The 20,446-nt window shown below is 63.5% G+C and carries 17 protein-coding genes, 1 other RNA gene and 1 riboswitch; of the genes, 7 read left to right on the top strand and 11 right to left on the bottom strand.

Annotated features, from left to right (window positions below):
* Nucleotides 1-5 precede the first annotated feature (5 nt).
* The 8 genes from HNQ60_RS18695 to rsmI all read right to left on the bottom strand — a co-directional run bounded on the left by HNQ60_RS18695 (nucleotide 6) and on the right by rsmI (nucleotide 8,377).
* Complete coding sequence (locus HNQ60_RS18695; RefSeq protein WP_184334284.1) at nucleotides 6-1,397, bottom strand: UDP-N-acetylmuramoyl-tripeptide--D-alanyl-D-alanine ligase; 1,392 nt, start codon at nucleotides 1,395-1,397, stop codon at nucleotides 6-8.
* A complete protein-coding gene (locus tag HNQ60_RS18690; protein ID WP_184334283.1) occupies nucleotides 1,394-2,938 on the bottom strand; it encodes a UDP-N-acetylmuramoyl-L-alanyl-D-glutamate--2,6-diaminopimelate ligase in 1,545 nt (514 codons plus the stop codon). The genes HNQ60_RS18695 and HNQ60_RS18690 overlap by 4 nt, the downstream gene beginning before the upstream one ends.
* A gap of 5 nt (nucleotides 2,939-2,943) precedes the next feature.
* Nucleotides 2,944-4,674, bottom strand: a complete 1,731-nt coding sequence (locus HNQ60_RS18685) for a peptidoglycan D,D-transpeptidase FtsI family protein (protein WP_221304286.1) — start codon at nucleotides 4,672-4,674, stop codon at nucleotides 2,944-2,946.
* Nucleotides 4,671-4,946 carry a cell division protein FtsL gene (gene ftsL, locus HNQ60_RS18680; protein WP_184334281.1) on the bottom strand — a complete coding sequence of 92 codons (276 nt, stop codon included), beginning with the start codon at nucleotides 4,944-4,946 and terminating at the stop codon, nucleotides 4,671-4,673. Before ftsL ends, HNQ60_RS18685 begins: the two co-directional genes overlap by 4 nt.
* Nucleotides 4,943-5,905, bottom strand: coding sequence for a 16S rRNA (cytosine(1402)-N(4))-methyltransferase RsmH (rsmH, locus tag HNQ60_RS18675; RefSeq protein WP_184334280.1), 963 nt, complete (start codon nucleotides 5,903-5,905; stop codon nucleotides 4,943-4,945). The genes ftsL and rsmH overlap by 4 nt, the downstream gene beginning before the upstream one ends.
* A gap of 39 nt (nucleotides 5,906-5,944) precedes the next feature.
* Nucleotides 5,945-6,400, bottom strand: a complete 456-nt coding sequence (gene mraZ, locus HNQ60_RS18670) for a division/cell wall cluster transcriptional repressor MraZ (protein ID WP_184334279.1) — start codon at nucleotides 6,398-6,400, stop codon at nucleotides 5,945-5,947.
* 560 nt (nucleotides 6,401-6,960) lie between these two features.
* Nucleotides 6,961-7,329, bottom strand: an RNA gene (gene rnpB, locus HNQ60_RS18665) — RNase P RNA component class A.
* Nucleotides 7,330-7,501: 172 nt separating this feature from the next.
* The gene (gene rsmI / locus HNQ60_RS18660; protein WP_322096883.1) at nucleotides 7,502-8,377 is read right to left on the bottom strand and encodes a 16S rRNA (cytidine(1402)-2'-O)-methyltransferase; all 876 of its coding nucleotides are present in this window, start codon (nucleotides 8,375-8,377) and stop codon (nucleotides 7,502-7,504) included.
* A 97-nt stretch (nucleotides 8,378-8,474) separates the two neighbouring features.
* Here rsmI and HNQ60_RS18655 point away from each other — a divergent pair, with 97 nt between their 5' ends.
* Genes HNQ60_RS18655 through HNQ60_RS18635 form a run of 5 tightly spaced genes read left to right on the top strand, consistent with a single transcriptional unit; the run spans nucleotide 8,475 to nucleotide 12,521 of the window.
* Nucleotides 8,475-10,421, top strand: a complete 1,947-nt coding sequence (locus tag HNQ60_RS18655) for a penicillin-binding protein activator (RefSeq protein WP_184334278.1) — start codon at nucleotides 8,475-8,477, stop codon at nucleotides 10,419-10,421.
* A 4-nt stretch (nucleotides 10,422-10,425) separates the two neighbouring features.
* Nucleotides 10,426-10,776: a YraN family protein gene (locus HNQ60_RS18650; RefSeq protein WP_184334277.1), complete on the top strand. Its 351-nt coding sequence runs from the start codon at nucleotides 10,426-10,428 to the stop codon at nucleotides 10,774-10,776.
* Nucleotides 10,777-10,785: 9 nt separating this feature from the next.
* Nucleotides 10,786-10,971: a CPXCG motif-containing cysteine-rich protein gene (locus HNQ60_RS18645; RefSeq protein ID WP_184334276.1), complete on the top strand. Its 186-nt coding sequence runs from the start codon at nucleotides 10,786-10,788 to the stop codon at nucleotides 10,969-10,971.
* 30 nt (nucleotides 10,972-11,001) lie between these two features.
* A complete protein-coding gene (locus HNQ60_RS18640; protein WP_184334275.1) occupies nucleotides 11,002-11,760 on the top strand; it encodes a hypothetical protein in 759 nt (252 codons plus the stop codon).
* Nucleotides 11,757-12,521 carry an ABC transporter ATP-binding protein gene (locus tag HNQ60_RS18635; protein ID WP_184334274.1) on the top strand — a complete coding sequence of 255 codons (765 nt, stop codon included), beginning with the start codon at nucleotides 11,757-11,759 and terminating at the stop codon, nucleotides 12,519-12,521. The genes HNQ60_RS18640 and HNQ60_RS18635 overlap by 4 nt, the downstream gene beginning before the upstream one ends.
* A gap of 138 nt (nucleotides 12,522-12,659) precedes the next feature.
* Here HNQ60_RS18635 and HNQ60_RS18630 read toward each other — a convergent pair whose 3' ends face one another.
* The 3 genes from HNQ60_RS18630 to HNQ60_RS18620 form a co-directional block, all read right to left on the bottom strand.
* Complete coding sequence (locus tag HNQ60_RS18630; protein WP_184334273.1) at nucleotides 12,660-12,863, bottom strand: hypothetical protein; 204 nt, start codon at nucleotides 12,861-12,863, stop codon at nucleotides 12,660-12,662.
* A gap of 82 nt (nucleotides 12,864-12,945) precedes the next feature.
* A complete protein-coding gene (locus tag HNQ60_RS18625) occupies nucleotides 12,946-14,346 on the bottom strand; it encodes an Nramp family divalent metal transporter (protein ID WP_184334272.1) in 1,401 nt (466 codons plus the stop codon).
* A gap of 75 nt (nucleotides 14,347-14,421) precedes the next feature.
* Nucleotides 14,422-15,189: an inositol monophosphatase family protein gene (locus tag HNQ60_RS18620; protein WP_184334271.1), complete on the bottom strand. Its 768-nt coding sequence runs from the start codon at nucleotides 15,187-15,189 to the stop codon at nucleotides 14,422-14,424.
* A gap of 322 nt (nucleotides 15,190-15,511) precedes the next feature.
* Between HNQ60_RS18620 and HNQ60_RS18615 the strand changes: the two genes are divergently transcribed.
* Both HNQ60_RS18615 and HNQ60_RS18610 read left to right on the top strand, forming a co-directional pair.
* Complete coding sequence (locus HNQ60_RS18615) at nucleotides 15,512-18,097, top strand: TonB-dependent receptor plug domain-containing protein (protein WP_184334270.1); 2,586 nt, start codon at nucleotides 15,512-15,514, stop codon at nucleotides 18,095-18,097.
* 117 nt (nucleotides 18,098-18,214) lie between these two features.
* Nucleotides 18,215-18,479, top strand: a riboswitch (cobalamin riboswitch).
* Nucleotides 18,480-18,611: 132 nt separating this feature from the next.
* Entirely contained in the window at nucleotides 18,612-20,438 is a 1,827-nt protein-coding gene (locus tag HNQ60_RS18610; protein ID WP_184334269.1) for a TonB-dependent receptor domain-containing protein, read from the top strand.
* Nucleotides 20,439-20,446 lie beyond the last annotated feature (8 nt).

The raw sequence follows: 20,446 nt of genomic DNA, 5'->3' as shown, positions 1-20,446 counted from the left end.
TTCTTTTAGTGTCCGTTCGCTGCCTGCGGCGGCGTGGCCGCCAGCGCTGCCGATACGCGCTCCAATCGGTTGGCGCGCGAACCCTTGATCAACACCGCGACGCCGGCCGTCAGTGAACGACGCGCCTCGGCAATGAGCGGTTCGACATCGTTGAACCACTGGGCGCCGCGCCCGAAAGCTTCGACCGCGAAGTGCGAATGCTTGCCGATCGCGAAGAGCCGCTCGACACCCACCTGGCGCGCGTAGCGCCCGACTTCGGCATGGAGCTCGTTCGCGCCTTCACCGAGCTCGAGCATGTCGCCGAGCACGAGCCAGCGCTTGCCGCTGAAGCCGCGCAGCGCATCGAGTCCGGCTTTCAGCGAGCTCGGATTGGCGTTGTACGAATCGTCGACGAGGAAAGCGCCGTTGATCGCGGGTTTGAGCTCGAGCCGTCCGGAAACCGCGCGCATCGCACCGAGTCCTTCGACGATCTGCTCGAGCGTTGCGCCAGCTGCGAAGGCGACAGCGGCCGCGCCGAGCGCATTGCGAAGGTTGTGCAATCCGGCGAGCGCAAGCGTCACCGGCTTCGTGCCCGCGGGTGTCGCCAGTTCGAAATCGATGCGGAAACCGCCAGCGTCGCCGCTCGCATTGACCTTGCGCGCCATGAAATCAGCGGGCTGCTCGAAACCGAAGGAGAACGCCTTCTCCGCTGTCCGGTTGTCGCGCCACTGTGCCGCGTACTTGTCGTCAGCGTTGATCACTGCAACGCCGTCGGCAGGCAATGCCTGGAACATCTCGCCCTTGCCGTTCGCAACACCGTCGAGGCTGCCGAAGCCTTCGAGGTGGGCGGCGCCTGCGTTCGTCACGATGCCGATCGTCGGCTCCGCGAGGCCCGCCAGATGCGCGATCTCGCCCTGATGATTCGCACCCATCTCGATGACGGCATAACGATGCGTCGCGTTCATCTGCATGAGCGTCAGCGGCACGCCGATGTGATTGTTGAGGTTGCCGCGGGTGATGAGGCAGGCCCCGAGCCGCGTCAGGATCGCGCCAATCAGTTCCTTCGTCGTCGTCTTGCCGTTGCTGCCGGTGACGCCGATCACAGGAATCTGGAACTGCCGACGCCATTCGCGCGCGAACGTCGACAGCGCTGCGAGAGCATCGGGCACGACGACCTGTGGCAACTCAACGGGCAGTGGTCGCTCGACGAGTGCGGCGATTGCGCCGCGCTCGGCGGCTGCGGACACGAAGTCATGACCGTCGAAGTTCGGGCCGGACAGTGCGACGAAGAGTGCGCCACGCTGCAACGAGCGACTATCGGTCGAGACGCTCGTGAACTCACAGTTCTCGCCGACCAGTTCGGCGCCGGTGACTCGCACGATGTCGTTGAGAGTCTTCTTGAGGGCTTGATTACTCATGCATCCCTCCTCAGCGCGGCTTGCACGACGTCGCGATCGCTGAAGTAGCGCGTCTCGATCCCGACGATCTGGTAGTCCTCATGCCCCTTGCCCGCGACGAGAACCACGTCGCCGGCACCGGCCTTCGCGATGGCATGTTCGATCGCACGCGCCCGATCACGCTCGACCGTGGCACGCTGCGGCTCTTTCAGCCCCGCGACGATTCCGGCCACGATCGCATTGCCATCCTCGGTGCGGGGGTTGTCGTCGGTGATCACGACGACATCGGCGAGACGTTCGGCGATTTCACCCATTGCCGGTCGCTTGCGTGCGTCGCGGTCACCACCGCAACCGAACACACAGATGAGGCGGCCGCTCGAGTGATTGCGAACAGCCAGCAACGCCTTCTCGAGCGCATCAGGCGTATGCGCATAGTCGACGACCGCCAGCGGCTTGCCCGCCGCAGTGAACGTTTCCATTCGACCGGGTGGTGGAGAACAGCGCTCGAGTGCGGCAACTGCATCGGAGAGTTCGAACCCCCAGCCGAGCAGCACTGCCAGCACGGCGATGAGATTGTCGACATTGAAGTCGCCAACGAAACGCGACCGCAGCGTGGCGGTTCCCCACGTGCCGTCGAGATCGATGACCAGCCCGCCCGCCTCGGCGCGAACGCGGCGAACCAGGACGTGTGATGTATCGGCTGGCAGCGACGCGAGCGACGAAGTCGACCGCGCGCATGCAACGAGACCTTCGCCTCGATACTCGCGTGCCAGCTTCAGCCCGAACGCATCGTCGACATTGATGACCGCGTGTTCGAGCGTCGGCCACGCGAACAGCCGCGCCTTCGCTTCGCCGTACGCTTCAAAGGTCCCGTGATAGTCGAGATGGTCATGAGTCAGGTTCGTGAACACGGCCGTGTCGACACGGACCCCCGCGACACGATCCTGGTCGAGCGCATGCGACGAGATTTCCATCCCGAGGTGCGTGATGCCTTCATCGCGCAGTTCGGCGATCTGCCGATGCAGCGTGATCGCATCTGGCGTCGTATGCGTACCCGGCTTCACAGCGCCGATGCGACCGTGACCGAGCGTGCCCGCATAAGCCGACGGCCGACCGAGCTCCGCCAGCGCACCGGCCAGGACGTAGGCCGTCGTCGTCTTGCCGTTGGTTCCGGTGATACCGGTGACGAACACCGCTGCGGACGGCGAATCGAAGAAGCGATCCGCGATCGTTCCGATCGCGGCCTTCAGATCGGGCACAGCGACCATCGCTACGTTAGCCGGGACTGCTGGCGGCACGACACCGTCGGCCGGCTCCCACAGAACCGCGATCGCGCCGGAGCTGATCGCTTGCGTCGCGAAGCTGACGCCGTGACTACGCAGACCGGGAAGTGCGACGAACGCACCGCCCGCTCGTACCTTGCGGCTGTCGATCGTCAGGTCCGTGATCTCGAGATCCGGAACGTCGGCAGCAGCAGTCCCCGCGAGCAACGCACGCAGATTCTTTCCTGCCTGTTGGCGCGTGACATTCACTGCGTTTCGCCTTGCGAGTGCACTGTTCATGGCACTCATTGCGATCCGCGGCTCGCCTGCGCCAGCGTCGCTTTCGGCAACTGGTCCAGGCCATCCGGCGGCACACCCAGCAGGCGCAATGCACCTGCCATCACATTGGAGAACACGGGGGCGGCGACGTCGCCTCCGTAGTAGAGCTGACCGCCCGGCTCGTCAATAACGACAATCGCAGCCAGCCGCGGTTTGCTCGCGGGCACGACGCCGCCGAATGTCGCCTTGTAACGGTCGGTCGAATAGCCACCGGACGCAGCCGTCCAGGCCGTACCGGTTTTCCCGGCGACGCGATACCCGGCAAGTGCCGCGCTCTTGCCGGTGCCGTCCTGCGACACGACGCTTTCCATCATGTCGATCAGCTCGCGAGCGACGTGTTCATCGATTGCACGCTGCCCGGGAACAGCGGCATCCACACGCCGCAGCGTGATTGGCCGGCTGACACCGCCCGAACCCAGCGTCGCGTAAGCGTGCGCAAGCTGCAGCGGCGTGACCGACAGGCCGTAGCCATAGGAGATCGTCGCCTGGCCGATTCGCCGCCAGTGCGATGCATCATTGAGCAATCCTGCCGATTCTCCGGGGAACCCGCTGCCCGACACCTGACCGAAGCCGAACGCCGTCAACGTGTCGTGCATGCTGTCCGGCGACAGGCTCAGCGCCATCTTCGCCATGCCGACGTTGCTCGATTTCGCGAGAACGGTCGTGAGCGGCACGGTACCGAGATGCTTGTGATCCTCGATGAGCTTCACGCCGACACGGACCGGCGATGTGTCGATCTGCGTGCTCGCATGGAAACGGCCCGAAGCGATGCCCGCCGCGGCGATGAACGGCTTGATGCTCGAACCCGGCTCGAAGATGTCCGTCGCAGCACGATTGCGATAGCGCGACGCCGCGACCTGATCGCGATCATTCGGGTTGTACGACGGCTGATTCACCATCGCCAGGATCTCGCCCGTCTCGACATCGATCACGATCATCGAGCCGGCCTTCGCCTGGTGCAGCTGTACGGCCGACTTCAGCTCGCGATACGCGAGGTACTGGATGCGCAGGTCGATGCTCGTCACGAGATCGCTGCCCGGACGTGGCGCTCGGATGCTCTCGATGTCTTCGACAGTGCGACCGTAGCGATCCTGGATGACGCGCTTCGCTCCGGCTTCGGCACCGAGCCAGCGGTCGTAAGCGAGCTCGAGTCCTTCCTGACCGATGTCTTCGTACTTCTTCGTGAAGCCGAGCAGATGACCGGTGACTTCGCCCGCCGGGTAGAAGCGCTGGTATTCGCGCAGCAGATAGACGCCGGGAATCTTGAGCGCCGAAACCTGAGCGGCATCGCTCGGGCGCATGTGGCGCACGAGATAGACGAAGTCGCGTTCGAGGTTGCTGGTGAGCACCTGCGTCAGCCACTTCGGATCGCGATTCAATGCCTCAGCCAGTCGGGGCAGCTGATCCGACGACTTCATCACCTCTTTCGGCGATGCCCAGACGGTATCCACAGGCATGCTCGCCGCGAGCGCCTCGCCGTTGCGATCGTAGATCGCGCCGCGAATGGCTGACAGTTTGGCTACACGGGTGAAGCGCGCGTCGCCCTGCCCTTCGAGAAATCCATCATCGAGCAACTGCAGATCGACCGCGCGCGCAACGAGCGCGACGGCAATGACGAGCAGCAGGCCGAGCACGACACGCAAGCGCGTGCCGAACTGCTCGGCCGAGAATGCCCTGTTGTTGTCGTTGCGGATCACTGCGGCTGCACCAGTCGGACTTCGTCGGGCTTCGGAATCACCATCTTCAGATTGGAACGCGCCGTCTGCTCGACGCGCCCGTGCGTCGACCATGCGCTCTGTTCGATCTTCAGCTGGCCCCACTCGATATCGAGGCCATCGCGCTGCCCGTGCAGCCCCTGCAATTCGATGAAGAGACTGCGCGTCTCATGCCGGCTCCACACGACGCCGATCGCCGACGCGAACAGCAGGCACCACAAGACCGGCAGCGACCAGCGGCTGACCGAGTTCATGCGGCCACCTTCTCGGCGACTCGCATGATCGAGCTGCGAGCGCGCGGATTGCGGTCCACCTCGACCGCCGACGGATGAATCGCTTTGCCGACGCGGCGCAGCTTCGGGCGTGCGTGCGCCGGCACTTCCGGCAATCCGGCGTACACGGGGTCTTCCTGCGAATGCTTCTGCATGAAGCGCTTCACGATTCCATCTTCGAGCGAGTGAAAACTGATCACGCACAAACGACCGTGCGGCGCGAGCGCGAGCAGCGAGGCCTCGAGCGCAGCCTCGATCTCATCGAGCTCCTGGTTCACGTGGATGCGGATCGCCTGGAAGGTGCGAGTGGCAGGGTGTTTCCCCGGCTCGCGCATCGGCACCGCGCCGGCAACGATCTGCGACAGCTGGGACGTACGCACGATCGGCTCGACACCGCGCGCGACAACGATCGCTCGCGCAATGCGCTTCGCGAACCGCTCTTCGCCGAACTCGCGGATGACGCGCGCGATGTCGTGCTCTGGCGCCTTTGCCAGCCAATCCGCCGCCGTCATGCCACTTGCGTTGTTCATCCGCATATCGAGCGGACCGTCCTGCACGAAGCTGAAGCCACGCGCCGCGTTGTCGAGCTGCGGAGACGAAACACCGAGATCGAGCAACACGCCATCGAAACCCCCGACCGCGCCCGCCTCCGCCACGACCTGCGCGAGAAGCGAGAACGGGCTCAGCACCAATGTCAACCGTCCATCCGCCAGCAAACCCTTTTCCGTCAAAGAACGCTGGGCCCCGAACCGTTCGCGGCCGGCGCGAATGGCATCCGGATCCCGATCGATTGCTACGACCCTGCCCTCCTTGCCCACACGCTCGAGAATCGCCGCCGTATGTCCGCCGCGGCCGAAGGTCGCATCGAGATAACGACCTGACTCGCGAACCTGCAGCGCTGCCAGCACTTCCTCGAGAAGTACCGGCGTGTGTTCGGACATCCCAACCCCTTCACTAATCACCAGGCCCTGAGCCGCGCACTAGAGCGACAGCGACGACAGCTCCGGCGGCAACTCCTCAGCTTCCTCATCCACCTTCAGCCACTGCTCGCGGCTGTCGTTCCACTGCGTCTCGTCCCAAAGCTCGAACCGGTTGCCCTGGCCGATCAGCATCGCCGTGCGGGAAAGCCCGGCGTATTCGCGCAGGCTCGGGGGCACCAGGATCCGGCCGCTGTTGTCGAGCTCGAGGTCGGTGGCGTGGCCGATCATCAGCCGCTGCAACCGACGCGCGACCGGGTTGAGCGTCGGCAGCCGCCGCAGCTTCAGCTCGATCTCTTCCCATTCCGGCAGCGGGTAAATGAGCAGGCAGCGATCCGAACGATCGACGGTCGCAATGAGCCTCCCGTTGGAGCGCTCGACGATGCGCTCGCGGTAGCGCGTTGGCATGGCCAACCGCCCCTTCGAGTCGAGCGTCACCTTGTTTGCACCGCGGAACATGTTTGCTTGCCACTTGAGGGTTCAGGGCGCTCTTCCGCGCCCCTTCAACCCACGACTTCCCACTATTTCCCACCGAGCGGCGACTATAGGTACCGCCAAAGCTGCAAGTCAAAAAAATCTGAGTGATTTCCTGTTTGGCGACAGAGACTTAGCTCCAGGACCTCCCTGGGGCCGGAGACTCGAAAACAGGTATCAATGTGAATCAGTGAGTTAAGCGCGCTTCTTTAAGTAAGAATGCACTTCGGAAAGCTCCTCCGTGGACCGCTCTTCTGGACGATGGAAAGGAGCCTGCGCGCAAAGTTGCGCAGAGTTGGGGCAGGAATGAGGCAAAGCGCCGACGCGCTCTGGCGCCCTATTACGAAGGCCAGTGGCCGGGGAGGTATACAAAAATTCCGGACAGCCTCACGCCATGAATGGGGGCTGCCCGAAATCGTTTAGGAAATTTAATCGAAAAAGACGCGAAGCGACTCTCGCCTCGTCATTCCCGCGAAAGCGGGAATCCATCCGGATAAGGACATGGGCTCCCGCTTTCGCGGGAGTGACGTCGCCAGGCAGGTAGAAAAAGGAGTCGGCCGATAAGCCGGGTTTTGTCGAGGACAACCATTCATCTGGGGTGCGCGTCGCCGCGCACCTCGAGCGACCTACCCGGAAGCCTGTATGGGCCATACGTGCCGGCCAATTGCTTGGCCAGCGTGCTTCCCTATTTGGTCTTGCTCCAGGCGGGGTTTGCCGTGCCACCGAGTGTTGCCACCGGCGCGGTGCGCTCTTACCGCACCATTTCACCCTTACCACCCCCTTGCGGGAGTTCGGCGGTTTGCTTTCTGTTGCACTTTCCGTGGACTCACGTCCCCCAGGCGTTACCTGGCGCCTTGCCCTGGGAGCCCGGACTTTCCTCCATCCTTGCGGACAGCGGTTGTCTGGCCGACTCCGGGGGCGATGGTAGCAAGGAAGAAGCGGTTAGCGGTTGGCGGTTGGCGGTTGGTTCGGAAAGAAAAGGACGGCGCGTCCGTCACACCCGCGAAGGCGGGTGTCCATCCGGGGCTGAAAAACAAGATGGATTCCCGCGTGCGCGGGAATGACGACGAGGGGATCGTCGACTGTTCACATCTGTTCGCCCGGCTTCAGGCGCATCGCGAGGTCGTAGAGCTCCGAGCGTTTGGTGCCGGTGAGGCGCGAGGCGATTTTTGCGGCTTGGGCGGGAGAAAGTTCGTCGAGCAGCGCGCGCAGCAGTTGCTGGGCATCGAGGGCGACTGCGTCGTGAGATTGTTCTGGAGCGCCGGTGACGACGATGACGATCTCGCCGCGCGACATGTTCTCGTCGCGCTCAGCCAGAGCGGCCAGTTCCGCGAGTGAGCCGCTGTACGTGGTTTCGAATCGTTTCGTCAGCTCGCGACTGACCGTGGCGCGCCGGTCGCCGCCAAGCACAGCCGCCATATCTCGCAGGACTTCGGTCAGTCGGTGCGGTGCTTCGTAGAACACGAGCGTGCGCGTCTCGGCGACGAGTGATTCCAGTTGTGTGCGGCGCGCAGCGCTCTTCGACGCGAGAAAGCCTTCGAAGGCGAATCGATCGGTCGGCAGTCCGGCAACTGAAATGGCAGCGATCGCGGCACACGGGCCCGGTACGGCGATCACGGGAATATTGCGTTGGCGCGCAGCTGCGATCAGATCGAAGCCCGGATCGCTGATGAGCGGCGTGCCGGCGTCGGACACGATCGCGATGGATTCGCCCCGGGCGACCCGATCCAGCAATGCCGCCGACTTCCGCGACTCGTTGTGCTCGTGCATCGACGTGAGCGGCGTCGCGACACCGAACGACTGCAGCAACTGACCGGTGTGGCGCGTGTCTTCCGCGGCAATCAGGGACACGCCGGCAAGCACTTCGCGTGCTCGCGGACTCAGGTCGCCGAGATTCCCGATAGGCGTCGCTACCACGAATATCGTCCCGGGAGCCGCTTTTGTGGGGGATTCTGCTGACACGCGTATTTCCGTGGAACGATGCAATTACAGGCGCGAGACCGGACAGGTACACTGCGGACCCGTCATCGCATCCTGGCATTCATCCGGATCTCCCGACATGTCCCTGACGCTGCACCTGCCCGCGGGCCCACAGACTACCGTCTGCGGCCGGGCACCAGAAGGCCCATCGAAGCTGCTCACGACTCTGCGGTCCGTGCGGGACGGCCTGCTCTGCGTGCTGGCAGCACTGAGCATCGCTTCATGCACAACGCCGACGACGCAAACGCAGGCGCCCGGCAGCGAGAAGCAGTTTGCGCAGGCGGAAAAGCTGGCGCGCGAAGGCAAGTATGTCGAGGCGGCGCAGGTCTATGAACAGGTCGCGGCAACGTCGCCGAAGGAACTGCGGGATCGTCTCCTGCTGCGGGCTGCGAAGGAGTATCTGCTCGCCGGCGATCCCGACAAGGTCAACGCGACGCTCGCGAAACTGAGTCCTTCGCTACCGACTCAGGACTTCGCGACGCGCGCTCAGATCGCCGCTGAACTGGCGCTGCAGTCCCGCAATCCAGCGAAGGCGCTCGCGGAGCTCGATCGCATCCCGCAGCCGATCCCCCGAGAGAACGCACCCGACGTTCTCGCCCTGCGCGCGAAAGCGCAGTTCGCGCTGAACAAACCAGCACTCGGGGTCACCACGGCGCTCGAACGCGAACGACTCCTGAACAATCCTCAGGACATCCGCGCCAACCAGCGCCTCATCTGGGAAGGTCTGCAGCAGAGCGCTGCCGGCAATGCCGATTTCAAAGCGCAGCCGGGCAGCAGCGCCATCGTCGCCGGCTGGCTCGATCTGGGCAGTGCCGCACTCGTTGCCGCACGCAATCCGTTCACTGCGAAAAACGATCTCGCGAGCTGGCGTGCCCGGTATCCGACTCATCCGGCCAACACATTCCTCAATGAAGAAGTGCTGCCCGATCTCGGCGTCGGTCTCGACTATCCCACGCAAGTTGCCTTGGTGCTGCCGCTCAGCGGACGACAGCAGGCTGCTGGTGTCGCCGTGCGCGATGGCTTCATGGCCGCACTGCTGCAACAGGATCCCGCGCGCCGACCGCAAGTGAACATCTATGACACGGTCGCGATGGGCGCGAGCACCGCGTATCGCCGTGCGATCGCCGACGGTTCTCAGTTCGTCGTCGGTCCGCTCATGAAGGAAGATGTCGCTGCGCTCGGCGCATCGAGTGACGTCTCCGTGCTCACACTGGCACTGAACCAGTTGCCCGATGGCGCGAGCTCGCCGCCAATGCTCTTCCAGTTTTCACTCGATCCTGAAGACGAAGCCCGTCAGGTCGCGCGTCGCGTGGTCTCTGACGGCCGCAATCGCGGGCTCGCATTGCTGCCCAACAATGAATGGGGCCAGCGCCTCTATCGCGCGTTCGAAACCGAGCTGAAGACGCAAGGCGGAAGTGTTGCCGGCGTGCGCTACTACGACACATCAGCACGCGACTTCTCGGATCCGATCTCGCGGTTGCTGCTCATCGATGAGAGTCGGGCACGCGCGAACTCGCTGAGCACCGCTCTGGGACAGCGCCTCGAGTTCGAACCGCGGCGGCGCAGCGATGCGAAGTTCGTATTCATCGGCGCTTACCCTGCACAAGGTCGTTCGCTGCGTCCGACACTGCGCTTCTATCTCGCCGACGATCTGCCCGTGTACGCGACATCGGACATCTTCGAACCCGACGCGCAGGCGAACAACGATCTCGACGGCGTGATCTTCCCGGACATGCCATGGGTGATCTCGCCCGATGCGGTTTCGACCGAACTGCGCACTGCACTGAGCCGCTACTGGCCTGTGCGCGCACGCGGTCGCGGTCGGCTCTACGCATTCGGCTTCGACGCCTATCGCATCGTGCCCTTGCTGAAGGCCGGCAAGTTCGGCCCCGCCAACACGATCCCGGGCATGACGGGCTTGCTCTCCATCGATGAGCGCGGCCGCGTTCGCCGCGAACTGGACTGGGCTCGCGTAACGGATGGTCAACCCGTACCCGTGGGAACCACGGCAACCGCCTCGAGATAACAGCATGATCAACCGCAAGGATGCGGGTAACTCAGGCGAAGACGCCGCACTCGACTACCTGAAACAGCACGGACTGACGCTCGTCACCCGGAACTATCGCTGCCGCGCTGGCGAGATCGACCTCGTCATGCTGCAAGGGGGCGTTCTGGTCCTCATCGAAGTGCGCTATCGCGAAAGCGCCGCGTTCGGCGGTGCCGCCGCTTCTGTCACGTGGCGCAAACAAAAGCGCATCATCATCGCCGCGCGGCACTTGCTCGCGTATCGCGCCGACCTGCGCCGATATCCGGCCCGGTTCGATGTCGTGGCGGTCGAAGGCACCAAGATCGAGTGGATTCGCAACGCCTTTACGCTGTAGCTTGTGCGCATGCTCGAGACCACCGCCGAAGTCATGTGCCCGCATTGCGGCGAGACGATTACGCTGTTCCTGGACCTGTCGATCGAGGAACAGAGCTACATCGAGGACTGCTCGGTGTGCTGCCAACCGATGACGGTGAGCTACAGCACCGCCGACGGCGGGCTCGCCGGACTCAACGTCGAAGCGGCAAGCTGAAAGCACCATAGCGATCCTCATCGCAATCCAATGTGGCGCAAGTTTCGCATTGCCGTCCTGCTGCTGATCCTGCTGATCGTCGCTGCGAACACGTGGTTCGATCGACTGTACTCGACGGACTGGAGCAATCCACTGAGCGTAGCGATTGTCCCTGCGAACGGCGACGGCTCCGCAACGGCCGAGAGGTACGTGCGGCAACTGACGGCCGATGCGTTCCAGCCGATCGAAACGTTCTTCGCGGAAGAAGGCATGGAATACGGTATCGCGCTCGATCGCCCGGTTCGCGTGCTGCTGGGATCACAAGTACGCGATTTGCCGCCGATGATCGAACCCGGCACAGGCCGCCTGGGCATCATGCTGTGGAGTCTGCGGGCGCGCTACTGGGCATGGCGCATCGACGGGCCACCCGGCACGGAGGTCAAACTGTTCGTGCTGTATCACGATCCTCGGCAGACGCCAGCGCTGCAGCACTCAGTCGGCATGCAGAAGGGCCTGTTTGGCATCGTGCACGTGTTCGCCGATCGCACAATGGCGGGGTCGAACGACACCGTGATCGCACATGAACTCCTTCACACGCTCGGCGCCACCGACAAATACGGCCCGGACAATCTGCCTCGATTGCCTGATGGCTACGCGGAGCCGGATCTGCAGCCGCTTTATCCGCAGTCGTTCGCGGAGCTGATGGGCGGACGGATTCCGGTCAGCGCGAGGCAGGCTGAGATTCCCGAGTCGCTCGATCAGGTCGTCATCGGACCCACGACGGCGGCCGAAATCGGCTGGGCGCAATGACACTCCTGGACGTACGCGGGCTCGATATCTCCGTGGCGGGTCGCACGCTGGTGCGCTCGCTCGATCTCAGCGTTTCGAGCGGCAGTGTGACTGCGCTGTTGGGACGCAACGGCGCGGGAAAAACGCTGACGCTGCATACGCTCTGCGGTCTGCGAGCTGCCGAAAAAGGTTCGATCAGCGTTGCCGGTCAATCGCTGGCGCAGTGGCCGCGCAAAGAACTCGCTCGCAAACTCGGCTTGCTGGCGCAGACAACCGAGGACCCATTTCCATCGACGGTGATGGAGACCGCGCTCATCGGCCGGCACCCGCACATCGACTTCTGGCAGTGGGAAAGCGACATCGATCGCAGCATCGCAGGCACTGCACTGGAAGCCGTGGATCTCGCCGGATTCGCCGCGCGCGACATCAGCACACTATCGGGCGGGGAGCGTCGCCGCGCGGCGATCGCGACGTTGCTTGCGCAGGATCCGGAGCTGTTCCTGCTCGATGAGCCGATCAATCACCTCGATCCGCCGCATCAGCTCGACGCTCTGCGGCTCTTCCGTGCACGCGCCGACGCCGGCCGCGCGGTCATCATGAGCCTGCACGACGCCGGCCTCGCCGCAAGATTCAGCGATCAGGCCGTCTTGCTTTTCGGGGACGGAGACTGGCTCTGCGGACCGACTCGCGAGATTCTGACTGAAACCAATATCGGCCGGCTTTACGGGGTGGCCGTTCGCGAAGTGAGCTGGGAGGGTGGAAGGACTTTCGTAGCGGTGTGAGTCCGGAGAAGGGATTTCACATGGAGCTCACGGAGGACACGGAGGTTCCAGAGAATGAAAAGCTGCCGGGCTTTGTGGCTGGAGCCGGACCCACAGCTTTCTATCTCCGTGCGCTGCGTGAACTGCGTGTGAAACTTCTCATCCCCGGTGCCCCAGCAGTCGCGCCGGCAGAAACAGCAACGCGCGCAGGAATGCGATCGCCGCTTCCAGCAACACGCCGACGATCCGGAACGGAATCGACAGCAGCCACAGCAGCGGCATCAGCAATAGAACGACCAGCGCAATCGGCCATGCCACCGCGAAGAGCAGGCACCAGACCAAGGCCAGAAGCAGGAAATTCATGACGTTCTCCGTACTCGACGATGAGGCATCGTTGGGATGCTGCGGCAACCCTTGAGGTTGCACCTGCTGGCCACCGCGCTCGTCACGACAGCAGATTCCGGATCTGCTGCTGGAATGTCAGCAATGCCAGCACGCCGAACAGTAACGCCGCCCAGACCAGCGCGCCAAGCCTCACCGGCGAAATGCGGATGGGTGCCGGCAGTTTCTTCCGGTTCAGCACGATCAGCAGGACCGAATAGATGCACATCATCAGCCCGCCGGTCACCGAGGAAATGATCAGCAGCAGCAGGGGCTGCGTGACGCCGAGCAGCAGTACGATGCAACCGCAGGCAACGAGGCCCCAGACGAGCACGAAATAGATCCGGCTTTCGCTGTGCCTGGACGTGCGCAGGTACGTTGTCTTGATCACGTCGGCGCCGATGCGGCTGGTGAAATCGACGATGCCCATTGCGGCCGCGAACAGCGAAATCGCGCCGATGATCCAGTACAGCAGGCCGAACCAGGTACCCGCCTGCACCTGCATCTGCTCTCCCTGCACGCGGATGAAATCCACTGTCTGCGGCACATCAGGCCTGCCGTAGACGGTCGAGTAGGCGATCATCGACGTGAAGACGATGGTCACGAAGGAAACGAGCGCGAAGGTCGAAGCCTGCTCGATGTTCGCCAGCCGCCACCAGCCGCGCCACCGGGAGAGATTCTGTTCGGTCGGCTCGAAGGTGAAGCACGTCGGCACGTTCGCGGCGTGCTCCTCACCCGTGATCGGGCTTACCAGGCGCGGCACGTAAGCGCCCATGCCGAATCCCTTGTCGCGGATCCAGTTGCTCTGGCAGAGATTCTGCCCGCCGCCCGCGCCCGCGAATGCGAACGCGCCCATCACCAGCGCGAAACCGAGCTCGGGCGGAAACGTTCCGACATGGACGATCGTCCGCGGCAATTGTGTCCAAGCGTCGCGGGAGATCACGAAGAACACCGCCACGGCGATGAACGTGATCACGGCGATGACTTTGAGAAACTGCACGCGCTCGAGCATCACATAGACGACAGGTGCGAGCGTGAGCGCGGCGCCGATGACGATGAGCATCCCGATCGCGATGGGCAGAGGATTGCCGCCGACGAGATACGTCACCATCGTTGCGGAAGACGTCGCCCAGCCGGGCCACAGGTTCGCGAAATACACCATCAAGGCGAACACGAGGCCCCAGTGTTTCCACAATCGCGTGAAGCCCATCAACGCCGTCTCACCGGTGGCGAGCGTGTAGCGCTCGATCTCCATGTTGATGAACCACTGAGTGACGATGCCGATCGCGGCACCCCACAACAGCGTCAGTCCGACTTGAGATGCGATGTAGGGCCAGAGAACGAACTCGCCCGAGGCGAGCCCGACACCGGCAGCAACGACGCCGGGGCCGATCAGGGGCCACAGGCGCGCGGGCGGCTCGGGCAGATCGCGGGTGTGAAAAGGCGACGGGGGATGCTGGGCCATAGGGACTCCGTGTTCTTCTTGGGTCTGTCCACGTCCGCGCCCCCAACGCGTAACGAGTGTCGGTTCTCTCGAGCGCTAAGAGAGCTCCCTCAGCAAGGTCGAATGCATGCGCGAGTTGGCCGCCAGCACGGACGTCGTTTCGAGTCCCAGCGGCTTGCCGTTCAGGTCAGTGAATTTTCCACCCGCCGCTTCCACGATCACGGCGAGCGCGGCGATGTCGAGAATGTTCACGTCGGATTCGATCACGGCTTCGAGCTTCCCCGCGGCCAGCAGGTGATAGTGCAGGAAGTCGCCGTAGCCCCGGATCCGGCTCACTCGTGCGACGAGTTGGCCGTAGCGGGCCCAGCCGGTGCTCTTCGCGAGCGTCTTGAGATTGCCCGCTGAAATCGCCGCGGCCTCGATGCTGTCGATGTCGCTGACGCGAATCGGCTTGTCGTTCAGCCACGCCCCCACGCCGGCCTGCGCATACGCGAGCTCGCCATAAATCGGTGCCGATGAAACACCGACGATGAGCTCGCCCCGATGCATCAACGCGATCTGCGTCGAGAAAAACGGGTACTCGCGAACGAAGGCCTTGGTCCCGTCGATCGGGTCGACGAGCCAGAGATAGTCGGCGTCCAGCGCACTCTGCCCGGTTTCCTCGCCGTAGAACCCATGCTCCGGGAAGCGTGCGCCGATGATGGCGCGAATCGCTTTTTCGGTATCGATGTCGGCCTGCGTCACCGGCGATTTGTCCGCCTTGATCACGACCTCGAGATTGCGCTGGTAATAGCGACGAATGACATCGGCGGCGGCCCGGGCGGCATCGAGAGCGGTAACAAGGAACGGCGAATGCGTAGTCATGGGATCCGTGATCGGTGTCGGCCGCGCAATCGTACAGGACCGGCTGGGGGAATGTTCGCTGTGGGGCGCACGCCACGGGCGGGCCGATCGCAGCCGGCGGGGCCGCTTCGATTGATCGTCCAGTTTCGGCTAATCGTGATAGCGCCCCCGGGTCAGATCCGCCACAGTCCCGCCACGACCGGCAGGGGAGGCGTGTCGTCGAGCGTTGCGCCGAGGCTGCAGATTCGCCCGGCCGCAAGCGGGTTCGCTCCCTGGTCCGTCGATTTCCGATCGGCCTGCCGCCCCGGGGCAGGTGGCCTTTTCGAACCACAGGGAGACATGCATGCAACCCGACCGATCCGCCTCACGGCTGTTGTCCGCTGCGTCGCTCACGCTGCTGGCCAGCTACTCGGCACACGCCCAGACGGTGCCTTCCGAAGAAAAGAACGTCCTCGAACAGATCGTCGTCACCGGCACCCGGGTGGAGAACCGCTCGGCGCTCGATACCGCTGTGCCCGTGGACGTGATCTCGGCCGAGACGCTCGCGAACTCCGGCACCACGGAAGTGAACCAGGCTCTGTCGACCGTGCTCCCCTCTTTCAATTTCCCGCGCCCGGGTCTCGCCGACGGCACCGACACGATCCGGCCGGCGACGTTGCGTGGCCTTGCGCCCGATCAGACGCTGGTACTCGTAAACAGCAAACGCCGCCACTCCGCATCGCTGGTCAACGTCAACGGCACGATCGGTCGCGGCTCGTCCGCCGTCGACATGAACACCATCCCGAGCGCCATGGTGAAATCGATCGAAGTGCTGCGCGACGGCGCATCGGCGCAGTACGGGTCGGACGCAATCGCCGGCGTGATCAACCTGCAGCTGCGGGACAACAGCGATGGCGGCGGCGCTTCCGGCAGCTACGGTTGGCGTGAGTCGAGCTACAAGACGCCCACGACACAACCGCCCGCGAACGCTACGTGGACGGTTCCCTCGCCGGATGTCGATCGCGATGTCTCCGACGGCGAGACGCTGGTGGTCTCTGCGTGGAAGGGACTGTCGCTCGGTCAGGACGGCTTCCTCACGATCGCTGCCGAGTACAAAGATCAGCAGCGCACGGAACGCGACGGCCTCGACTTCCGGCAACAGTATCCGCTCGTCGGCGGCACGTACGATGCTCGCGAACAGACGATCGAACGCTTCAATGCCTGGTCGGGCGAGCCCGACATGGAGCAGAAGACGATCTTCCTGAACACCGGCTATGACCTCTCCGGCGGCGTGCAGCTCTACGGCTGGGCGAGCTATCAGGAACGCGATGTGGAGTCCGCTGGCTTCTTCCGCCGCGCACTCGATGATCGCAATGTCATCCAGATCTACGCCGACGGCTTCCTGCCCATCATCGCACCCGAGGTCACCGACTACTCGGCCGCCGCGGGTGTGAAGTGGGGCTGGGGCGACTGGGACATGGACAGCTCGCTCGTCTACGGCAAGAACGAAATGGATTTCACGATCAAGAACACGTTGAACCGCTCACTCGGAACAGCGAGCCCGACAGTGTTCGATGCCGGCGGCTTCGACTATGACCAGATCGTGTTCAACTTCTCCGGCGTGCGCGGTATCGACGTCGGCCTTGCCTCGCCCCTCAACCTGGCCATTGGACTCGAGGCGCGCGAGGAAGGCTATTCCATCACCGCGGGCGAACCGGACTCGTATCGCAACGGCGGCGTGCTGCTGCCGCTGTCGGTTCCCGGCACCGGTTGCGCGACTCCGACGGCGGCACAGATTGCAGCGGGTGGCTGCGCCACTGCATCGGGTTCACAGGTTTTCCCGGGATTCCGGCCGGAAAACGAAGTCGATGAAGATCGCACGGCCGTCGGCGTCTACATCGATCTCGAAGCGAACCTGACGGAGAAGCTGCTCGCGTCGGTCGCGGTGCGCGGTGAGGACTACTCGGACTTCGGCGAGAACTTCTCGGGCAAGTTCGCGTTGCGCTATGACTTCACCGATGCATTCGCATTGCGTGCATCGATCCAGAACGGCTTCCGCGCACCTTCGCTGCAGCAGCAGTTCTTCGCGACGACGTCGACGAACTTCATCGGCGGCGTGCCGTTCGACGTGACGACGTTCCCGGTATCGGACCCCATCGCGGTCGCACTCGGTGCGAAGCCGCTCGATGCCGAAGAATCGCTGAACTACTCGGTCGGTGCCGTGATGCGATTCGGCGAGCTCAGCCTCACCGTCGATGCGTACTGGATCAACATTGACGATCGCATCGTGCTTTCCGAGAACCTCACGCAGGCGAACGTCCGTTCGTATCTCGAGACGCAGGGCTTCATCGGCAGCGGCGGCGGACGCTTCTTCATCAACGGCGTCGACACCGAAACCAGCGGCGTCGATATCGTGGCGCACTACCCGCTGCAGACAGATGGCGCGGGCCGGTTCGATCTCACGCTGACGGCGAACTACAACTCCACGGACGTGACAAGGATTCCGGAGATCGATGCGCCGATCACGCCGGCACCACCGCTGTTCGATCGCTTCAACGTACTGACGATGGAAAAGGGCAATCCCGAGGACAAGTACACGTTCAACGTGAACTGGGACCTGCAGCGCTGGGGCGCGACTGTACGCGCCATCCGTTACGGCAAGGTGTTCGTGCCGGACTCCGGAACGAACGCGACATTCGCCAACGTCAACGCCGGTACGTACGTGCCGATCGATCAGTGGCTCGCCGCCGAAACCATCGTGGATCTCGAAGGCAGGTTCTCGTTCACGGACAACATCCGCCTGGCCATCGGCGCTGAGAACGTGTTCGACGAGTATCCCGATCCGGTCCCCATCGCCCTGAACAGCACCGGCAATCTGCCCTACTCGAACTACGGCCCGTTCGGGCGGGCAGGACGGTTCGTGTACGGGCGGTTGATGGTGGACTTCTGAAGAAGCGATGAGCGGTGAGCTCTGAGCAACGAGCCAGAGGGAGGAAAATCCCCTCTGGCTCATGGCTCGTGGCTCATGGCTCGCGGCTCTTTCTTGACACTGCCCCCGCCGATGCTTACCTTGCCGCCTCCGTCAGGTGAGCCGAGGCTGAAAAAAGCAGCTTTGGCGAGCGTGAAGCCGGTGCGGATCTGTTCCTCTTCAGATCCCATTCCGGCGCTGCCCCCGCAACGGTAGTCGAGTCCAATCGGCATCCGGAAACTCTTGGGTTTCCAGCCACTGCGCCTCAGGTTCGCAACGAACCCAAGGCGTGGGAAGGCGATGCTGACGAGCGTGCCAACGCTCACTCGAGAGCCCGGAGACCGGCCTGATGGTGCGATCGCGCTTCGTTGCCTGAAGCCGCGGTCAGTACAACGTCGCGGCGGGCGATGAGAGTACGCGCTGCGGCGCCACTCCCTACCTCTTCCGCGATCACAACACATCGGTCCATGCGGGCGTGCATGGGGAGAGGATCATCATGACTCGGGTTCATTGTCGGCCGTTCGTTTCGGCTATCGTCGGCGCCGTCGCTCCGCTGACTTCGCTTGCAGCACCGGACGATTCCGTCGCGGAAGTGGTCGTGACCGCAGCGCGCATCGCTCAGCCGATCACCGATGTCATCGGCTCGGTCACCGTACTCACGCGGGACGATATCCAGAAGCGACAGGTTCAGTCCGTTCAGGACCTGCTGCGCGGCGAAGCAGGCATCAGCATCGCGAACAACGGCGGACTCGGAAAGCTCAGCTCCATGTTCGTGCGCGGCACGGAAGCCGACCAGGTGCTCGTGCTCGTCAACGGTGTCCGCGTCGGTTCAGCCACTGCGGGTACAACGCGCATCGAATTCATTCCCGTCGACCAGATCGAGCGCATCGAGATCGTTCGCGGTCCGCGATCGAGCCTGTACGGCGCGGATGCCATCGGCGGAGTGATCCAGATCTTCACGCGCGATGCGTCCGGCCCTGCCTTCTCGCTCGGCGGCGGCTCTCATGAGACGTACAACGCAAGCGGAAGCTTCGGCGCACGCGGTGAGCATGCGTGGGTGAGCGTGACGGGCAACTACATCGAGTCGCAGGGCTTCAACTCGTGTCGCGCTTCGTTCGCAGGCGGCTGCTTCACCGACGAACCAGACGAAGACGGCTATCGCAATGCCTCGGGTTCGCTGCGCGCGGGCTACAGCTGGGATGACACCGCCGAGATCGAAGCGACAGCACTCTACGCATCGGGTCATACGGAGTACGACGGCGACTTCGGCAACGAAACCGACTTCATCCAGAGCGTGTACTCGCTCAAGGGCAAAGTTGCCGCGGCCTCGAACTGGGACCTGACGATGCAGCTCGGGCTCAGCCAGGATGATGCCGATGATTTCAAGGACGGCGTGTACTCCAGTACATTCGACACGGAGCGCCGCAACGCGAGCCTGCAATCCGACTGGACTGTCGGTGCCGGCCACATCCTGACACTGGGCATGGACTATCTCGATGATCGCGTCGCGAGCTCCACGCCATACGATCAGACCTCGCGCGACAACACAGGGATCTTCGGTCAGTACACGGGCCGGATCGGTGCGCATGAAGTGCTCGCGTCCGTGCGCAGCGACGACAACGAGCAGTTCGGCAACCACACCACGGGCGGCGTGGGCTGGAAATGGTTCACCGACGACGCCATCGCATTCTCCGTGGCCTGGGGAACAGCGTTCCTCGCACCGAACTTCAACGACCTGTACTACCCGGGCTTCAGCAATCCGGATCTGAAGCCGGAGGAGTCGGACAGCGTCGAGCTTGGGATCAGCGGCGCGGTCGCGCAAAGCACGTGGTCGGTCTCTGCGTTCGAAACGAACGTCGACAACCTGATCGTGTTCGACTTCGTGACGTTCCTGCCCCAGAACATCAGCGAAGCGCGTATTCGCGGCATCGAAGTAGAAGCCGGCACGCAACTCGGAAACTGGTCGCTGGGTGCGAACTACACTCACCTCGATCCGCGCAATCGCGACTCCGGCACCAATCGCGACAACCTGCTGCCGCGTCGCGCCGCGGACGCCGGCCGCATCGATGTCGCCTACGGAACGGATGCGTTCTCGATCGGCACTACGGCGAATATCGTCGGTTCACGCTACGACAACCTCGCGAACTCGACGAAGCTCGACAGCTACACGACTGTCGACTTCCTCGCGACGTTCCGCTTCGGCGACGGCTGGTCCGTGCAGGGCAAGGTCGCGAATGCGTTCGATGAAGACTATGAGACAGCAGCCTTCTATTACCAGGACGGCAGGTCGTACTTCGTGACGCTGGGGTATCAGCCGCGGTAGCGGCTGCA

This window comes from Povalibacter uvarum, assembly GCF_014202975.1.
Taxonomy (GTDB): domain Bacteria; phylum Pseudomonadota; class Gammaproteobacteria; order Steroidobacterales; family Steroidobacteraceae; genus Steroidobacter; species Steroidobacter uvarum.
The sequence above is the reverse complement of the archived record's forward strand: the minus strand, read 5'-3'. Positions and strand labels throughout refer to the sequence as shown.

What these genes read in the sequence shown, in the direction of transcription:
- HNQ60_RS18695 (WP_184334284.1), bottom strand. Translation starts at nt 1,397, where the DNA reads ATGAGTAATCAAGCCCTCAAGAAGACTCTCAACGACATCGTGCGAGTC.
- HNQ60_RS18690 (WP_184334283.1), bottom strand. Translation starts at nt 2,938, where the DNA reads ATGAACAGTGCACTCGCAAGGCGAAACGCAGTGAATGTCACGCGCCAA.
- ftsL (WP_184334281.1), bottom strand. Translation starts at nt 4,946, where the DNA reads ATGAACTCGGTCAGCCGCTGGTCGCTGCCGGTCTTGTGGTGCCTGCTG.
- rsmH (WP_184334280.1), bottom strand. Translation starts at nt 5,905, where the DNA reads ATGTCCGAACACACGCCGGTACTTCTCGAGGAAGTGCTGGCAGCGCTG.
- mraZ (WP_184334279.1), bottom strand. Translation starts at nt 6,400, where the DNA reads ATGTTCCGCGGTGCAAACAAGGTGACGCTCGACTCGAAGGGGCGGTTG.
- HNQ60_RS18655 (WP_184334278.1), top strand. Translation starts at nt 8,475, where the DNA reads ATGTCCCTGACGCTGCACCTGCCCGCGGGCCCACAGACTACCGTCTGC.
- HNQ60_RS18650 (WP_184334277.1), top strand. Translation starts at nt 10,426, where the DNA reads ATGATCAACCGCAAGGATGCGGGTAACTCAGGCGAAGACGCCGCACTC.
- HNQ60_RS18645 (WP_184334276.1), top strand. Translation starts at nt 10,786, where the DNA reads ATGCTCGAGACCACCGCCGAAGTCATGTGCCCGCATTGCGGCGAGACG.
- HNQ60_RS18640 (WP_184334275.1), top strand. Translation starts at nt 11,002, where the DNA reads ATGTGGCGCAAGTTTCGCATTGCCGTCCTGCTGCTGATCCTGCTGATC.
- HNQ60_RS18635 (WP_184334274.1), top strand. Translation starts at nt 11,757, where the DNA reads ATGACACTCCTGGACGTACGCGGGCTCGATATCTCCGTGGCGGGTCGC.
- HNQ60_RS18630 (WP_184334273.1), bottom strand. Translation starts at nt 12,863, where the DNA reads ATGAATTTCCTGCTTCTGGCCTTGGTCTGGTGCCTGCTCTTCGCGGTG.
- HNQ60_RS18625 (WP_184334272.1), bottom strand. Translation starts at nt 14,346, where the DNA reads ATGGCCCAGCATCCCCCGTCGCCTTTTCACACCCGCGATCTGCCCGAG.
- HNQ60_RS18620 (WP_184334271.1), bottom strand. Translation starts at nt 15,189, where the DNA reads ATGACTACGCATTCGCCGTTCCTTGTTACCGCTCTCGATGCCGCCCGG.
- HNQ60_RS18615 (WP_184334270.1), top strand. Translation starts at nt 15,512, where the DNA reads ATGCAACCCGACCGATCCGCCTCACGGCTGTTGTCCGCTGCGTCGCTC.
- HNQ60_RS18610 (WP_184334269.1), top strand. Translation starts at nt 18,612, where the DNA reads ATGACTCGGGTTCATTGTCGGCCGTTCGTTTCGGCTATCGTCGGCGCC.